The sequence below is a fragment of the Polaromonas sp. P1_F2 genome (genome assembly GCF_056405735.1).
In genome coordinates, this window is record NZ_JBFUBN010000008.1 from 99996 (window position 1) to 115099 (window position 15104).

The following is a 15104-nucleotide window of genomic DNA, read 5'->3' on the forward strand; positions in this document are numbered from 1 at the left end:
TCCCCTTGTGTTGTTGCTGTGTTGTGAATGATGTCGGAGCGCGTGTGAATGTAGGCGCTGGGCGAGTTTTTTGCGCGCTGCTTTGGGCAATCCCCTGCTCGCGGATGGGCAACTCGCAGAAGGCATCCTCGGGGCGGCCGACTGCTGTTAATGGCTTGGCTCGGGCGCTGAAACGAAAAAACCGGGCCTCGGCCCGGTTTTTGTCTTGTCGCGGCCTGGGGTCAGGCCTTGGTCGTCTTGGTGTGCTTTTCGATCAGGCCGCGCGCCGTGTCGAGCAGCTTCTTGCCGTCAAAGCCCTTCTTGTTCATGTCTTCTACCCATTCGACTTCCACCGTGCGTGACTTGCGGCGGAACTCCTGGGCTTCGGCTGCACTCACGGTGTAAATCGTATTGCCGCGGTCGCTGGCGGTCTTGCGGCCGGGGACGTCGTTGCCCTGCTGCACCTTGCCCATCCAGGCCGAGGTGGCCATGCCGGAGTTGTTGTCGATCACCTTCTTGAGGTCCGGCGCCAGCGAGTTGTACTTGGCCTTGTTCATCGCCATCACAAAGGTGGTGGTGTAGAGGCTGCCGCCAGCGGGGTCGAACTCGGCATGGAACTTGGTGAGCTCGTTGACTTTGACCGAAGGCACGACTTCCCAGGGAATCACGCAGCCGGTGATGGTCCCCTTGCTCAGCGCGTCGGGAATCTGCGGCAGCGGCATGCCCACTGGCGTGGCGCCCAGCACACCCATGAGCTTGGTGACCTGGCGGGTGGGCGCGCGCAGCTTGAGGCCGCGCATGTCGGCAATCGACTTGACGGGCTTGTCGACCGTGTGGATCACGCCGGGGCCGTGCACCTGCAACGCCAGCACCTGGGTGTCCTTGAATTCATCGGGTGCCATCGTCTGCACGTATTCCCAATAGGCCTTGGAAGTCGCTTCGGCATTGGACATGATGAAAGGCAATTCAAACACCTCGATGCGGGGGAAGCGGCCGGCGGTGTTGCCGGGCAGCGTCCACACCACGTCGACAACGCCGTCCTTGGCCTGGTCGTAGAGCTGCACGGGCGTGCCGCCCAGCTGCATGGCCGGATAGCCTTCGAACTTGATGCGGCCGCCGGATTCTTTCTCGACCTTCTCCATCCAGGGTTTGTGCATGCCCAGCCAGACGTTGGACGAGGGCGACATGAAGGTGTGGAATTTCAGGGTCACGGCCTGCTGGGCCAGGCCCGACAGCGCCGGTGCGCCCAGCGCGGCGGCGGCGCCGGTTTTAAGAAGGGTTCGTCTTTGAATCATGGCGTGTCTCCTGTAGGCAATGTCGATAACTTAAGGCAGGCGGATGGGTTTGGGAAGCGGTGAAAGCCCTAGCTGATGTATTTCACCAGCCACAGCGATATGCCCGGGAACAGCAGCAGCAGGGTGGTGCGGATGGTGTCACTGATCAGGAAGGGCATGACACCTTTGTAGCTTTCGCTGATGGGCACGTCCTTGGCCAGCCCGTTGACCACATAGACGTTCAGCCCCACCGGCGGCGCCAGCATGCCGAAACCGACGGTCATCAGCACCATGATGCCGAACCAGATCGCGGTGGACTCCTTGGCCATGCCGAAGTCCAGGCCCATCACCATGGGAAAAAAGATGGGAATCGTCAGCAGCAGCATGGACAACTCGTCCATCACGGCACCCAGCACCACGTAGAACAGCAGGATGGCCGTGACGACCATCAGCGGCGACAAGCCCCAGCCGCCGACCACGCCGGCGAGCTGGTTGGGCACCTGCGTCAGGGCCAGTGCGGAGTTCATCAGGTCGGCGCCTATGAAGATCAAAAAGATCATGGCCGAGCTTTCCGCCGTGGCATAAAAACACAGCTTGAACTTGGCCCAGGTGATTTCGCGCTTGAGCAGGGCCGCCACGAAGGTGGCGGCCGCGCCCACGGCCGCGCCTTCGGTGGGTGTGAACAAACCACCGTAGATGCCGCCGAAGACGATCACGAAGATGATGGCGATGGGCAGTATTCCCAGCAAGGAGGCCAGCGTCATGGGCGGCCTGTCATTGTCCACTTCGGGCGCCTGTCCGGGCACCAGCCGCACATAGATGGCGATGGCCACCATGTAGCCGAACATCGCGATGATGCCCGGCACCATGGCCGCGGCAAACAGCTTGGCGATGTTCTGTTCGGTGAGGATGGCGTAAATCACCAGCGGCACAGAGGGCGGGATCAAAATGCCCAGCGTGCCGCCGGCCGCCAGTGTGCCCGTGGAAAGGCGGCCCGAGTAGCCGTGGCGTTTCATCTCGGGCAGCGCCACGCCGGTGATGGTGGCGGCTGTGGCCACGGAAGAGCCGCAGATGGCGCCGAAGGCCGCGCACGCGAGAACCGACGCCATGGCCAGACCACCCTTGAAGCCGCCCATCACACCCGCCGCGAAACCGAAGAGGGCTCGGCTGATGCCGCCCTGCGTCGCGAAATGCCCCATCAGGATGAAAAGCGGGATCACCGACAGGTCGTAGCTGGCGAAGCGCGCGAAGGCCTGGGTGTTGAGGAAGCTGGAAAACGGCCCCCAGCCGGTCTGCATCACGTAGCCGATGGCGCCCGCGGCGAACATGGTGATCGCGATGGGCACGCGCACGGCCATGAAGACCAGCATGATGCCGAAAATGATCAGGGCGAGCGTGATGGAGCTCATATGTGCGCCTCCAGCTCGTCCAGCGGATTGTGCGGCTCATGGGCATCGCCGAAGCCGAACACGGATTGGTAAATACCGATCACGCAGGTCAGCACAAAGGGCGGGACCATGGTGGCGTACACCGTCCATTCCGGGAAGCCCAGGATCTGGGTTTCCGAATGCGTGTTGTAGGAGTTGAGGCCTCCCAGCACGGTCCGCCAGGCCAGCAGGCCGAAGATCAGGCCCAGCAGCAGTGCACCGAAGCGGTCCAGCCTGTCGTTGGACGTCCGGCTGAGTTTGGCCGTGAAAAAGTCCACGATGATGTTGCCGCGCTGGATCTGGCAAAAAGGCATGAAAAGCGCGATGGCCGCGCCGGTGACCACGCCGGTGAGTTCAAAGTCGCCGACCAGGGTGGCGCCGAGCAGGTTGCGGCCTATCAGGCTGGCGCAGGTCATCAGCGTGATGGCCGTGAGCAGCACGCCGGCCAGCACGGCGCAGAGTTTCGCGAGGGACTGCAGGATTTTCAAGAAGGGTCTCCGAAAAACGAACGTGGTCTCGGGAACTCCCCCAAACCGCATGGGCCGATTATCAGAACTGCGGCTTGATCCGGGCAGGTGGGTTACCCCGAGGCTGCCCGGGTATTTGCGCGGTGATTAAAACAGATGTGCGTTTATCGCGCAAACCGCCCGCCCATAAAAAACGGCCGCGCGGGGCGGCCGTTTTTCCTTGTCCATACCGCATTCCCGCCTGCGTGAGGGCGAGGGCGTGCAGCTTTATGGACTTACGCGACCTTGACGGTCAGCGTTCCGAGGCCGGCCACGCTGCCGACCATGGTGTCGCCCGAGACCACCGCCGCCACGCCTTCAGGCGTGCCGGTGTAAATCAGGTCGCCGGGCTGCAGTTCCCAGGCGGCCGACAGGTGCTCTATGGTTTCGGAGATGTTCCAGATCAGCTTGGAGACATTGCTGCGCTGGCGGTCCGTGCCGTTCACCTGCACATACAGCTCGGCGTTGTTCACGTCGCCGGCCTGGGCCACAGGCGTGATGGGGCCGATGGGCGCGGAGTGGTCGTAGGCCTTGCCGATGCACCAGGGGCGGCCCTGTTTTTTCATCTCGCCCTGCAGGTCACGGCGCGTCATGTCCAGGCCCACGGCGTAACCGTAGATGTGCTTGTGCGCATCGGCGGCCTTGATGTTTTTGCCGCCCGTGCCGATCGCCACTACCAGCTCGATCTCATGGTGCAGGTTTTTCGTCAGGCTGGGGTAGGGAATGGTGCCGGTGCTGCCGGCATCCACCGCGACGATGGCGTCGGCGGGCTTCAGGAAGAAGAAGGGCGGCTCGCGGCCGGTGAAGCCCATTTCCTTGGCGTGCTCTTCGTAGTTGCGGCCCACGCAGTAAATGCGGTGAACCGGAAACCGCTCTTTCGTGCCGGTGACGGGGACGGACACCGTGGCGGGTGGGGTGATGACAAAACTCATGACAACCTTTCTTCTCTGTGTATGCCCAGGGCTTGGTGCACCGGGCGGTCTGAAAAACTGAACAGCACACAACCTTGCGCCGAACGCAATTGCGCAGTGTGCCACGACGGAATCACAAAATGGTCGCGCGGGCCGAACTCGAAAACCTGGGTCTCGCCGTTGCGCTCGATGTGAACAGTACCCGAGCCTTCGACCACGCTGAACACCGCGCCGTCGGTCTGGCGCCAGGGCTTGCCGACAAAACCCGCCGGCAGGCGCTGCATGAAGGTCGCCATGGTCGGCATGGGCGAGCCGCCTGTGGCCGGGTTCACATAACGCAGCTTGACGCCGTCCCAGGCATCGACGTCGGCATGCGTCTCCAGCTGGTGCAGGGTTTCGCGGGTGCGCTCGTAGGGGTAGCTGAAGATCGGCGAGGTCTGGCCGAAGGGCGCGTCATAGCGCATCGGCAGCATATTGGCGCCGTAGCGGTGGCTGCTGATGCCCAGGGGCTTGGTGACTTCCTGCTGTTTGGCGCCGCCGTTCTCGGCAAAACCCGCGTCGAAGAAACGCAACATGGGAATGTCCAGGCCGTCCAGCCAGACCACCGGCGTGTCGGATTCGACGCGGCCTTCATGGCCGTGGTCGTGCCAGGTCCAGCTGGGCGTGATGATGAAGTCGCCGGGTTTCATCAGCGTGCGCTCGCCGTCCACCGCGGTGAAGGCGCCATGGCCTTCGACGACAAAGCGAAGCGCGCTTTGCGTGTGGCGGTGGCTGGGTGCGATTTCGCCCGGCATGATGACCTGCAGGCCCGCGTACAGCGACTGCGTGATGCAGGACTGCCCGCGCAGGCCGGGATTTTCCAGGATCAGCACGCGGCGCACCGCTTCTTCGGCGGTGATCAACCGGCCCGACTGCATCAGGAAGGGATGCACGTCGGCGTACTTCCACAGCGCCGGCTGGCAAGGCGTGCTGGGCGATGGCGGCACCAGCGCATGCAGCACTTCCCAGAGCGGCGTCATGCTGTGCGCCGAAATGGCGTCATAAAAAGCCTTGCGCGCGGCGCCGTTGGGCACCGCGGGCTGGCCGTGGGCGGGAGGGGGCGTCATGTCCATGGTGGGTATCCAGTCTCTTTGGGTTAAAGATCGCCGTCGTCGTTATCAAAATACACACCGTCCTGCGTGAGCAACTGCTGCAATTTCTTCACGTCGATGTCGGAAAAAGCTTGGCTCGCGCCCGGCATGGCCGCTGCCGTGCCGGCCGCCTGGCCCATCACAAAACAGCCGCCGCTGGCGCGCGCGGCCGACTGGCCTTCATGCGTCATCGAGGCGCAGCGCCCGGCCACCAGCAGGTTGGCAACGCCCTGGGGCACCAGCATGCGCCAGGGCAGCTCGTTGTAGGCGAGGCCCTGGGGCGCGTCCACATTGCGCGGAAATTTCCAGTCGATGCGTCCGTCGGCATGCAGCTCCATCGGCCAGGCGTTGACGCCGATGGCGTCGTCGAAACGCGCCGAGGAAAGGATGTCTTCGCCGCTCAGCGCATACAAGCCCTGGATGCGGCGCGTCTCGCGTATGCCGACCTGGGGCGCGATGTCCACGATGGCGGACTCCGCGAAGCCCGGTACTTCATCGCGCAGGAAGCGGAAGTATTCGGTGATCTGCCGCCGGCCTTCGAGTTCGCCTTCGCTGAGCTGGCGCGCGTCGGTGGCGTCCATGGCTGTGCCCTGGGCGTTGCGGATCTGCGTGACGTTGGCGCGCCATTCGGTCGGGTTTTTCTGCGGGCGCAGGATCGCGCCTTCGCGCGGGAATTTGTAGCGGCCCGGGTGCCGTGCCTGGCTTTCGGCCATCAGGGTGTTGATGGCCTTGAACTCGCCCACCGCGGCCAGTGCGCGCGATGCATCGACATGGCCGACGCGGAACATGGTGGACGGGAACAGCGCGCTGCCGTGGCCGTCACCGAGCTCGAAAGGCACGCCGGCGAAGTTCGCCACGTCGGCGTCGCCCGAGCAGTCGATAAAACGCGTAGCGCGTATCGCCTGGCGGCCGGATTTGGTTTCCACCACCAGGGCGCCGATGCGATCGCCTTCCATCACCACGGCCGCGGCCCAGGCATGGAAGAGGATGTTGACGCCGCCGGCTAGCAGCAACTGGTCGGCCGCGCATTTGTAGGCCGAGACGTCGTAGGAGCGCACGCGGATACGGCCCTGCATGCCGTCCTGCGGCGCATTGAGGCCGCCCAGCGCGTCAATGCGTTGCAGCAGGTCGTCGGCGACACCGCGCACCACCTGCCGCATCTGGCCGTTCTTGCGGCCGTAAAGGCCCGCGAAATTGGTCACGCCGCCGGCCGTGCCCATACCGCCGAGGAAACCGTAGCGTTCAACCAGCAGGGTGCGCGCGCCGTGCCGGGCGGCGCTGACACTGGCGGCCAGGCCGGCCGGCCCGCCGCCCACGACGACGACGTCGAACTCCCCATAAACGGGCAGGCTGCGTGCGGGTTCGGTGATGGAGGTCATGGGTTTTTCATCTGCTTATTCAAGCTTGATTCCTTGCGACCGAATGATGTCCCCCAGGATGGCGGCCTCGTCCTTGACCCGGCTTTTGAGGCCCTCGGGCGAGGTGCCTACGGCCTGCCAGCCCTGGTTGAACAGCTTTTGCCGCGTGTCGGCATCGCGGATGATGCGCGGCACTTCCTGCGCGAGGCGCGCCTGCGCGGCTTTGGACAAGCCCGCTGGGCCTATCAGCGCCGTCCAGACTTCAAGGTTGACATTGGCCACGCCGGCATCGGCCAGCGGCGGCACTTCGGGTACCAGCGAAGAGCGCCCGCCGGCCAGGCCTATGGCCTTGAGCTTGCCGGAGCGCACATGCGGCATGGCCACGCCCGGCGGGATCAGCGCCATCTGGATCTGGCCGCCCAACATGGCGGTGACCACCTGCGGGTTGCCGGCAAAAGGCACGTGCACGGGGGTGAGGCCGGGCACGCGGCTTTTGAGCAGCTCCATGCCCAGGTGGGCAACCGAGCCGTTGCCGACCGAGCCGTAGTTCCAGCGGCTGCCGCCCTGGCGCGCGGCCGCGAAAAATTCAGCGCCGCTGGGCTCGTTCGCGGGTGCCACCAGCACCAGCGGCGCGGTGGCCAGCAGCGAGATGGGTGTGAAGTCTTTCGCCGGGTCGTAAGGTAGTTTGGGGTAAAGCAGTTTGGCCGAGGTCAGGTTGCCGTTGATCACGACACCCAGCGTATGGTCGTCGGTGGCCTTGGCGACCTGGTCGGCAGCGATGTTGCCCGATGCGCCGGGTTTGTTCTCGATGACCACCGGCTGGCCGAGCGCGCGGCTCAGCGGTTCGGCCAGTGTGCGCGCCGCCATGTCGGGGGTGGATCCGCCGGGAAAGCCCACGAGGATGCGCACCGGTTTTGTCGGCCAGGCGGCGGGCTCGGCTGCCACAGCGGATTGTGCGCAAACGGCGAAAAACACGGCGGAAAACAAGGCAACGGAAGGCTTCATGACGGTCCCTGAAACTTTAAAACCGTCATTGGAACAGTTTTGACGGCTCGATTCCGTCGTACATCCACTTCAGGCCCGCGAAGCCCGCGCTTTCGGTACCGCTCTGGAACATCTGGTTGCGAAGTTCGCGCTGCACGCCGGCCGCATGGTAAATATCACCATAAAAACGCGCCGTCAGCTGCACGCGGCCGGTGCGCAGGTAGCGGGCCTGCTGGTATTTCTGGAAGGCCTTGGGCACGTCGCCGCGGGTATGGCGCAGCGCTTCGCGCATGACCACCGCGTCCTCGATGGCCTGGCCGGCGCCCTGGGCCAGGTACTGCAGCATGGGGTGGGCCGCGTCGCCCAGCAGCGTCACGCGCCTGTCGGTCCAGTTTTTCACCGGCTCGCGGTCGCACAACACCCACATCTTCCAGGTTTCGATCTTGCCCAGCAGTTCCTTGACCTGCGGGCAGGCGTCGGCGAAGCGCTCGTTGAGCTCGGCCGTGTCGCCGAAGGTGTTCCAGCCTTCGTCGTATTTGTTGCTGTGGAACACGGCGACCAGGTTGAACAGCTCGCCGCGGCGCAGCGGGTAGTGCACCAGGTGGGTTTTTTCGCCGCCCCAGAGCAGCACGTCGTCGCTCCACAAATGGGCCGGCACGTCCTCGCGCTTGAGCACCGCGCGGTAGGCGATATGGCCCGAGACGCGGGGCTTGCCGTCACCGACCACGGCTTCACGGATGCGGCTCCACATGCCGTCGGCGCCTATCAGCGCGCTGCCTTCAATGGTTTCGCCGCCTTCGAGCCGCACCGTCACGCCGTCCGCCGACTGGTCAAAGGATTCCACCTTGGCGCTGGTGCGCAGGGTGACATTGGACTGGGCGCGGCAGGCGTCCAGGAAAACCTGGTGCAGGTCGGCGCGGTAAATCACGCCATAGGGGAAGCCGTAGGTTGCGCGGGCCAGGTCGCCCAGCGGTACACGCACGACTTTTTCGCCGGTGCGCACGTCGTTCATGCCCAGGCCGAGAGGAAAGAAGGCCACGCGGTTGATGGCCTCTGTCAGGCCCAGGTAGTCGAACATGCGGAAGATGTTCGGGCCCAACTGGATGCCGGCGCCGATTTCGCCGAAGCTCGCAGCCTGCTCGAACAAGGTCACGCGGTGGCCGTCGTGGGCCAGCACCATGGCCGCGGCCAGCCCGCCAATGCCGCCGCCCGAAATGAGGAGAGGGAGTGGGGATGTTTGTGCCATATGTGAGAGGATGGGTAAGGTGGGAGCCGGGGAAACAGATGGGGAATCGGGTTTCAGCGCCTTGATGATAAGTATACTTATTAATAAACCACCCTGGTAGATACCCTGAATTGCAAAGCGGGCCGTTAAACTCCGCACATGGCAAAAACTTTTAATTTCAGCGAAGCCCCGGGACACCTGATCCGCCGCGCGCAGCAGCTTGCGGTGGCGATCTTCATGGAGGAAACGGCCGGTTTTGACGCCACGCCGGTGCAGTTTGCCATCCTGAACGCCCTGATGGACGACCCCGGCGAGGACCAGATCACGCTGTCGGGCCGCGTCGCGTTTGACCCGGCCACCTTCGGTTCGGTGATAGGCCGGCTGGAGGCCAAGGGCTGGGTCAAGCGCGAGGCTGACCCCTCCGACAAGCGCCGCAAGCTGCTGTGGACCACGCCCGAAGGCGAAAAAGTCGCGCTGCAGATGAAGCGCGCTGTCGGCAAGACCCAGCAGCGCATCCTGGCCCCGCTGGACGAGAACGAGCGGGTGCAGCTGAACCAGCTGCTGGCCAAGCTGGTCACCGGCCACGAGAACGACGGCCGGTAGGCGGCGACCAAGCTGTGGACCAATAAAAAACGGGGCTTCAAGCCCCGTTTTTTATGGAGTCCGACCCAACCTCAGGCCGATTTGGCGACCAGGTCGAAATGTTCCACGGTGGGCGTGCCGGCGAAAAACGGCCCGACGATGGCGCGCCAGTCGGCAAAGGCCGGCGACTGGCGGAAGTCGACGGTGTGGTTTTCCAGCGTATCCCAGAAGATCTGCAGGATGTAGCGCTCCGGGCTTTCAATGCCTTTGTTGACCTTGAAACCCTGGAAGCCCTTGGCCTTGGAAATCACTTCGCGGAGGCCGCGCTGTATGGCTTCGTCAAAAGCGGCCTGCTGGCCGGGGTGGATGCGGATGTCGGCGAGTTCGAGAATCATGAAGCTTCCTGTCCTTGTTAATACTGGGTGACCGGCAACTCTACCGTCAATCCGTCGAGCGCGGGCGTGAGCTTGATCTGGCAGCTCAGGCGGCTGGCGGGACTGCGCGGCGCGGCGGTGAATTCCAGCATGCCCAGCTCCTCACCGTCGGGCGGCGGCAGGCTGGACGCGTAGGGCTCCCGCACGTGCACATGGCAGGTGGCGCAGGTCAGCAGCCCGCCGCAGTCGGCGGCGATGCCCTCAATGCCGGCCGCCACGGCGGCTTCCATCAGGCTTTTGCCGGGTTTTCCTTGCGCCGAGGTGGCGCGGCCGTCGGCCGCGATGAAATGAAGGGTGATCATGAAGTGTGCGGTGGCCTGTTGGGCCGTCAGATGCGGCTGAAGTATTCGCGCCTTTGCCAGTCGTCCTTGTCCTCGGCGTCGGCATGGCGGGCGATTTCGGCCTGTTTGATGTGGATGAGGTGGCCGATGAAAGTATCGCCGAAGGCGGCCACAAGCACGGTGTCGGCTTGGAGCGCTTCCAGCGCCTCGCCCAGGCTGGTCGGAATTTTGTTGGTGCCGGCGCCATAAGGTGCGTCGGTGGCCGGCGGGGCCTTGAGGCGGCGCGCGATGCCGTCCAGCCCGGCGTGGATTTGCGAGGCCAGGTAGAGGTAGGGATTGGCGGCGGGTTCGCCCAGGCGGTTTTCAATGCGCGTGCTGTTGTCATTGCATTGGCCGACCACCCGCAGCATGGCACCGCGGTTGTCGCGGCCCCACAAAATCGATTGCGGCGCCAGCGCGTTGGGCCGGAAGCGCCCGAAGCCGTTGATGGTGGGCGTGCAGAAAGCCGTCATGCCGCGCGCACGGGCAAGCAGCCCGGCCAGGTAGTGTTCGCCGGTTTCCGAAAGCGTGTATTGCGCGTCCGACGGCGTCGTGCCGGCTGCGGGGCTGGCGCGCTTGAACAGGTTGCCGCCGCTTGCCAGGTCCACCAGCGACTGGTGCAGATGCCAGCCGCTGGACATGATGTTCGGGAAGGGCGGCCGGCACATAAAAGTCGCGTGGTAGCCGGCGCGCCGCAGCGCCTGCTTGACCGCGCTGCGAAACAGCACCATGTTGTCGGCAGCCGCCAGTGCATCGGTGGCCTCGAACACCGCCTCGACCTGGCTGGGGCCGAGTTCGATTTCCAGCGACAGCAAGGGCAGGCCCAGCGCCTGCGCCGTGCGCTGCACGATGCGCAGCGGCTCCTCGGCCATGTCCGCCCACTGCTCGGACAGCAGGTGGTAGCCGGGGTGGATCATGCTCACCTCGGGCGGCAGGCCGGGCCAGCCGGCCAGTTCCGGGTCCAACTGGGGCTGCAGTCCACCCTCGATGATGCGGTAGATGTGGAACTCGATCTCCAGCCCGCACTTCATGCCGTAGCCGGCTTGCGCCAGTTTTGCCAGCGCGTTCTGCAGCACCCGGCGCGTGTCGAGCTCTACCGGCCTGCCGTCGGGAAACCAGGGTTGGCACTGGAGCCAGCCAGTTTTGTCCGCCCAGGGCAATTCTTTCAGGCTGGCCGGGTCGGCCAGCAGCATCACGTTGGCGCCGAATTCAAAGCCCGGCAGTTCGGCCGCGCCGCCGGCCTCGAACACCTTGTAAGCGGTGCGGTCGGCCGTGTCCTTCAGCAGCAGCGTGCTGACCATGCCCACCCCGTCGGCCATGGCCTGCGCCGCGGCGGCTGCCACCAGCGTCTTGCCGCGCAGCATGCCGTGCAGGTCGCACCAGGCGAAGCGCACCAGCTCCAGGCCGCCCGCCTCGATGCGCCGCACGGCTTCGGCCTGCGCGGCCTGCCTCGCGGCGTCGTTTACGCCGCATTGCGCCGCGAAGCTCATGATTGTGTTGCGGTGTCGGCGGGAGTGGATGAAGCGGCCCTTGCCTCCAGCCAGGGCGCACCTTCCCGCTTGGCGCGGGCGGTGCTTTGCCACCATTGGGCCCATTCGCCGGCCGGCGCGATGCCGTCCACCGTGTCGGGGCCGGTGATCATCGCGGCCTGCGCGGGGTCGGCGATGCCGGGCGCCACGCCGCCGTTCTGCACGGTCTCAATCGCTTTCAGCAGCACGCGGCGGTTCGCCATGATGACCTTGTCGGAGGTGGCCAGGTGCTCGCGCGTGCGGTCCTGGATCGCGCCCATGCTTTCCACGGCCCACTGGTCGTGCACATTGATGTCTTCCTCGCCCATGCCCAGGTAGGTGCTGCTCATCTGCTCCTCGGCATTGAAGCCCCAGCCGTTGTGGCGGCCGGCTTTGGGGACGTAGTCGGGCAGCGCGATGAACTGCTGGCGCTGCGCGCGCATGCTTTCGCGGTCCAGCGGGCCGGCGAAGCTCGTGAAGAAGGTGTACCAGTAGGTGTTCGTGTCGTCCACCGGCACATGCATCTGGGTGATGGTCATGGTTTCCGACAGCGGAATCACAAAGGTCGCCGGGAAGATGGCGTTGGTCACGCGCACGTGGGTCAGCTTGTCTGTCATGGCGCGCAGCGCGGTCAGCTGCATGCCCCAGGGCTTGTTCTCGAAGCTGATGTCGGGCTGGGCGAACTCGCGCATGATGCGCGTCATCGGCCACTGCTCGCCGTCCTTGCTGCCGGCGCTGGCGCTGCGGAACTGCTTGCCGGCCGGGTTCTGGCCGATTTCGTCCAGCGGGTTGTCCTGCAAAAAGCGGTGCAGAAAAGACGGGTGCGCCGGGTCTATGCCGACCTCGAAGGCCTGCAGCCAGTTGGCGTTCCACAGGCCCTTGAAGGCAAAGCTGTGCGTGGCCGGCGCGTTGAAGCAGTCAAACGCGGGGAAGGGCGGCGGTGTGCTGCCTTCGTCGCCCAGCCAGGCAAACAGCACGCCGGCTTTTTCAACGACGGGGTAGCTGCGCTGGCGTATGCGTTCGCACAGCTTGCTGCCGGTGGGCTCGGCCGGTGTTTCGAGGCAGCGGCCGTCGGTCGCGAATTTCCAGCCGTGAAAAGGGCAGCGCAGGCCGCCGCCTTGTTCCAGGCTTTCCCGCCGTCCGAAGGACAGGTCGGCGCCGCGGTGGGCGCAATCGCGGTCCAGCAGGCCCCAGGCGCCCGAGGCGTCCTTGAACAGCACGAGGTCCTGGCCGAAGAGCTTCAAGGCCTTGACTGGGCGGATTTCCATGCGCGGGTCCAGCGCCGGGTTGAACTCGTCCACCAGCGCGGCGGGTTGCCAGTACTGCCGCAGCAGCCGGCCGCAGGGGGTGCCGGCGGTGATGCGGGTCAGCAGTTCGTTTTGTTCGGCATTCATGCGTGGGCCTTGTGGTGCAGGATAAACCTTGAAACGGTATCCCAAATTTAAAATTCAGTGTACATTCACCGCCATGAACTTGCAAGAAACCGTTTTGATGCAGTTGCGGGACCTGATCCTGCGTGGCGAGTTCGAGCCCGGCCAGCGCCTGGCCGAGCAGCAACTGGCCGAGCGCCTGGGCGCCTCGCGCACGCCGGTGCGGGCCGCGCTGGTCACGCTGGAGCAGGAGGGCTTGGTCGAGGCCAACGACACCGGCAAATACCTGGTGCGCCAGTTCACGCCCCGCGAAGTGGCCGACGCGATCGCGGTGCGCGGCCACCTGGAAGGCATGGCGGCGCGCCTGGTGGCTGAACACGGCGTGTCGCGCCAGCTGCAGCTCGATCTGCAGTCCTGCCTCGACGAAGGTGACCGCGCGCTGGCGGCCAACCCGCTGGGCTATGAGAACTACGCCGCCTATGCCGCCATGAACGACCGCTTCCACGCGCTGATCCTGGAGGCCAGCGGCAACCGTGCACTGCAGCGCGCCATCGAGCTCAACGACAAGCTGCCTTTCGCCTCAGCCTCGGCCATGCTGCCCATGCAGTCCACGCTGGAGCAGGACCGCGACTGGATGCACTACGCGCACCGCCAGCACCACATGCTGTTCGCAGCGCTCAAGGCCGGTGAGGGCGCGCGCGCCCAGGCCCTGGCGGTGGAGCACACCGAGGTCGCGCAGATGAATATGCGCATGGCCCTGGAGCGGCGCGCTGAAACCCAGAGCCTGATGCCGGGCTTGCGCCTGGTGGTCGGGGGTTAGCGCTCGCCCAACAGCAGCTTCAAGTCCACCGAATCGGCCACAGCCTTGTTGCCGGCATCGCCCAGGTGCAGGTGGTCGCCCGAGTCATAGGCCGGCAATATCCTGAGCGCGTTTTGCGGGTCGCGCACCACCGCGTCGAAATCCAGCACCGCATCGAATTCGCCGCTGGCGCGTATCCATGCATTGATGCGCTGGCGCAGCGCATCTTTCGCTGGGCTGTAATAGTTCGTGATCGGTGAGCCCTGCATGGTCAGTGCGCCTTCGAAGGGCGTCAAGGTGGCGCCGACGATGCGCACGCCGCGGTTGCGCGCGCGGGTGATCAGCTGGCGGTAGCCGGCGATCAGGGCCTCGGCCTGTGTGGCCGGCTCTTGCGGTTCAAGCGTACTGCCGGGCCAACTGATGTCGTTGATGCCCATCAGCAGCACCACGCTGGCCACGCCGGGCTGGCCCAGCACGTCGCGGTCAAAGCGCGCCAGTGCATTGGGGCCCATATGGTTTTTGAGAACCCGGCCGCCCGAGATGCCGGCATTGAGCACGGCCACGTTCCGGCCGGCCAGGCGGCGCGCCAGGAAATCCGGCCAGCGCTGGTCCGTACCCGGTGTGGAGGCCGCGCCGTCGGTGATGGAATCGCCAAAAGCCACCACGCTGCGTGTGCCGGGCGCGGCTTCCACCAGCACCGCGCTCAGGAAGAGGCGGCTGTTCACCACGCTGTCAGCTTTGACGCTTGCCGCGCCGGCCGCATTGCCCGCCGCGACCTGCGCGGGTTGCAGGCCGTCCCAATGGATCGTCGTGAGGGGCGTTGCCTGCGGAAAGTAGAGGCTGACGGCCAGGCGCTGCAGCGGCGCAACGTCCATCGCGACCGGGTCGCTCACGAGGGGCGCACCTGCCGGCACGGTGGCCGTGGTGTGGCCGCCAAAGGTCAAGGCCAGGCTGGGCCCGCTGGTGCTGCCATCGGCATTGCCCGCTACCGCGATGCGGGCCGCGCCAATCTGCAAGGGCTGCCTGCCGTACTCGTTGGACAGCACGATGCGTACGCGCGAGCCGCCCACGCCGGCGCGCACGACCTGGCGCACCGTCTGGTCGCGCAGGCTGGCCGGAAGGCCCAGCGGCAGGACAAAGTCACCGGCCCAGACGGGCTGGGGGCTGGCCGTCCAGGCGGGGACCCAGTTGCCGTCGGCCGCTTGCGCCTGTGGAAGCCAGGCGGCGCACAGCAGCGTGAGGCAAAGGGTGGATAGAAGGGCGCGGAATTTCAGGAAGATGTTCATGGTGGCGGCGC

At 65.3% G+C, this 15104-nt stretch carries 15 protein-coding genes; 2 read left to right on the forward strand and 13 right to left on the reverse strand.

Annotation, left to right across the window (positions count from 1 at the left end; all coding sequences use genetic code 11):
• Positions 1-221: 221 nt before the first annotated feature.
• The 8 genes from AC1D0O_RS16665 to AC1D0O_RS16700 all read right to left on the reverse strand — a co-directional run bounded on the left by AC1D0O_RS16665 (position 222) and on the right by AC1D0O_RS16700 (position 8815).
• Positions 222-1274 carry a TRAP transporter substrate-binding protein gene (locus AC1D0O_RS16665; protein WP_477654616.1) on the reverse strand — a complete coding sequence of 351 codons (1053 nt, stop codon included), beginning with the start codon at positions 1272-1274 and terminating at the stop codon, positions 222-224.
• Positions 1275-1342: 68 nt separating this feature from the next.
• Positions 1343-2662: a TRAP transporter large permease gene (locus AC1D0O_RS16670; RefSeq protein WP_477654617.1), complete on the reverse strand. Its 1320-nt coding sequence runs from the start codon at positions 2660-2662 to the stop codon at positions 1343-1345.
• Positions 2659-3168, reverse strand: coding sequence for a TRAP transporter small permease (locus AC1D0O_RS16675; protein WP_477654618.1), 510 nt, complete (start codon positions 3166-3168; stop codon positions 2659-2661). The genes AC1D0O_RS16670 and AC1D0O_RS16675 overlap by 4 nt, the downstream gene beginning before the upstream one ends.
• A 254-nt stretch (positions 3169-3422) precedes the next feature.
• Positions 3423-4118 carry a fumarylacetoacetate hydrolase family protein gene (locus AC1D0O_RS16680; RefSeq protein WP_477654619.1) on the reverse strand — a complete coding sequence of 232 codons (696 nt, stop codon included), beginning with the start codon at positions 4116-4118 and terminating at the stop codon, positions 3423-3425.
• Positions 4115-5209, reverse strand: a complete 1095-nt coding sequence (gene gtdA / locus AC1D0O_RS16685) for a gentisate 1,2-dioxygenase (protein WP_477654620.1) — start codon at positions 5207-5209, stop codon at positions 4115-4117. Before gtdA ends, AC1D0O_RS16680 begins: the two co-directional genes overlap by 4 nt.
• A gap of 23 nt (positions 5210-5232) precedes the next feature.
• On the reverse strand, positions 5233-6606 hold the full coding sequence (locus tag AC1D0O_RS16690) for an FAD-dependent oxidoreductase (RefSeq protein WP_477654621.1): 1374 nt from the start codon (positions 6604-6606) through the stop codon (positions 5233-5235).
• A 15-nt stretch (positions 6607-6621) separates the two neighbouring features.
• Positions 6622-7590: a Bug family tripartite tricarboxylate transporter substrate binding protein gene (locus AC1D0O_RS16695; RefSeq protein WP_477654622.1), complete on the reverse strand. Its 969-nt coding sequence runs from the start codon at positions 7588-7590 to the stop codon at positions 6622-6624.
• A 25-nt stretch (positions 7591-7615) separates the two neighbouring features.
• Positions 7616-8815 carry a 3-hydroxybenzoate 6-monooxygenase gene (locus tag AC1D0O_RS16700; RefSeq protein WP_477654623.1) on the reverse strand — a complete coding sequence of 400 codons (1200 nt, stop codon included), beginning with the start codon at positions 8813-8815 and terminating at the stop codon, positions 7616-7618.
• Between the two features lie 138 nt (positions 8816-8953).
• Here AC1D0O_RS16700 and AC1D0O_RS16705 point away from each other — a divergent pair, with 138 nt between their 5' ends.
• The gene (locus AC1D0O_RS16705; RefSeq protein ID WP_477654624.1) at positions 8954-9397 is read left to right on the forward strand and encodes a MarR family winged helix-turn-helix transcriptional regulator; all 444 of its coding nucleotides are present in this window, start codon (positions 8954-8956) and stop codon (positions 9395-9397) included.
• 71 nt (positions 9398-9468) lie between these two features.
• On the opposite strand, the gene AC1D0O_RS16710 is transcribed toward AC1D0O_RS16705, so the two are convergent.
• From AC1D0O_RS16710 to AC1D0O_RS16725, 4 genes are read right to left on the reverse strand one after another with little or no spacing between them, the layout of a single operon-like run.
• A complete protein-coding gene (locus AC1D0O_RS16710) occupies positions 9469-9771 on the reverse strand; it encodes an antibiotic biosynthesis monooxygenase family protein (RefSeq protein ID WP_477654625.1) in 303 nt (100 codons plus the stop codon).
• 17 nt (positions 9772-9788) lie between these two features.
• Entirely contained in the window at positions 9789-10112 is a 324-nt protein-coding gene (locus AC1D0O_RS16715; RefSeq protein ID WP_477654626.1) for a 2Fe-2S iron-sulfur cluster-binding protein, read from the reverse strand.
• Between the two features lie 26 nt (positions 10113-10138).
• On the reverse strand, positions 10139-11620 hold the full coding sequence (locus AC1D0O_RS16720) for a glutamine synthetase family protein (protein ID WP_477654627.1): 1482 nt from the start codon (positions 11618-11620) through the stop codon (positions 10139-10141).
• A complete protein-coding gene (locus AC1D0O_RS16725; RefSeq protein ID WP_477654628.1) occupies positions 11617-13032 on the reverse strand; it encodes a Rieske 2Fe-2S domain-containing protein in 1416 nt (471 codons plus the stop codon). Before AC1D0O_RS16725 ends, AC1D0O_RS16720 begins: the two co-directional genes overlap by 4 nt.
• Before the next feature lie 73 nt (positions 13033-13105).
• Between AC1D0O_RS16725 and AC1D0O_RS16730 the strand changes: the two genes are divergently transcribed.
• Positions 13106-13828, forward strand: a complete 723-nt coding sequence (locus tag AC1D0O_RS16730) for a GntR family transcriptional regulator (protein ID WP_411880947.1) — start codon at positions 13106-13108, stop codon at positions 13826-13828.
• On the opposite strand, the gene AC1D0O_RS16735 is transcribed toward AC1D0O_RS16730, so the two are convergent.
• Complete coding sequence (locus AC1D0O_RS16735; RefSeq protein WP_477654629.1) at positions 13825-15093, reverse strand: SGNH/GDSL hydrolase family protein; 1269 nt, start codon at positions 15091-15093, stop codon at positions 13825-13827. The two genes, AC1D0O_RS16730 and AC1D0O_RS16735, sit on opposite strands and share 4 nt — an antisense overlap.
• Between the last annotated feature and the right edge of the window lie 11 nt (positions 15094-15104).

Coding starts and splice junctions, on each gene's coding strand:
- AC1D0O_RS16665 (WP_477654616.1), bottom strand. CDS start 1,274: ATGATTCAAAGACGAACCCTTCTTAAAACCGGCGCCGCCGCCGCGCTG.
- AC1D0O_RS16670 (WP_477654617.1), bottom strand. CDS start 2,662: ATGAGCTCCATCACGCTCGCCCTGATCATTTTCGGCATCATGCTGGTC.
- AC1D0O_RS16680 (WP_477654619.1), bottom strand. CDS start 4,118: ATGAGTTTTGTCATCACCCCACCCGCCACGGTGTCCGTCCCCGTCACC.
- gtdA (WP_477654620.1), bottom strand. CDS start 5,209: ATGGACATGACGCCCCCTCCCGCCCACGGCCAGCCCGCGGTGCCCAAC.
- AC1D0O_RS16690 (WP_477654621.1), bottom strand. CDS start 6,606: ATGACCTCCATCACCGAACCCGCACGCAGCCTGCCCGTTTATGGGGAG.
- AC1D0O_RS16695 (WP_477654622.1), bottom strand. CDS start 7,590: ATGAAGCCTTCCGTTGCCTTGTTTTCCGCCGTGTTTTTCGCCGTTTGC.
- AC1D0O_RS16700 (WP_477654623.1), bottom strand. CDS start 8,815: ATGGCACAAACATCCCCACTCCCTCTCCTCATTTCGGGCGGCGGCATT.
- AC1D0O_RS16705 (WP_477654624.1), top strand. CDS start 8,954: ATGGCAAAAACTTTTAATTTCAGCGAAGCCCCGGGACACCTGATCCGC.
- AC1D0O_RS16710 (WP_477654625.1), bottom strand. CDS start 9,771: ATGATTCTCGAACTCGCCGACATCCGCATCCACCCCGGCCAGCAGGCC.
- AC1D0O_RS16715 (WP_477654626.1), bottom strand. CDS start 10,112: ATGATCACCCTTCATTTCATCGCGGCCGACGGCCGCGCCACCTCGGCG.
- AC1D0O_RS16720 (WP_477654627.1), bottom strand. CDS start 11,620: ATGAGCTTCGCGGCGCAATGCGGCGTAAACGACGCCGCGAGGCAGGCC.
- AC1D0O_RS16725 (WP_477654628.1), bottom strand. CDS start 13,032: ATGAATGCCGAACAAAACGAACTGCTGACCCGCATCACCGCCGGCACC.
- AC1D0O_RS16730 (WP_411880947.1), top strand. CDS start 13,106: ATGAACTTGCAAGAAACCGTTTTGATGCAGTTGCGGGACCTGATCCTG.
- AC1D0O_RS16735 (WP_477654629.1), bottom strand. CDS start 15,093: ATGAACATCTTCCTGAAATTCCGCGCCCTTCTATCCACCCTTTGCCTC.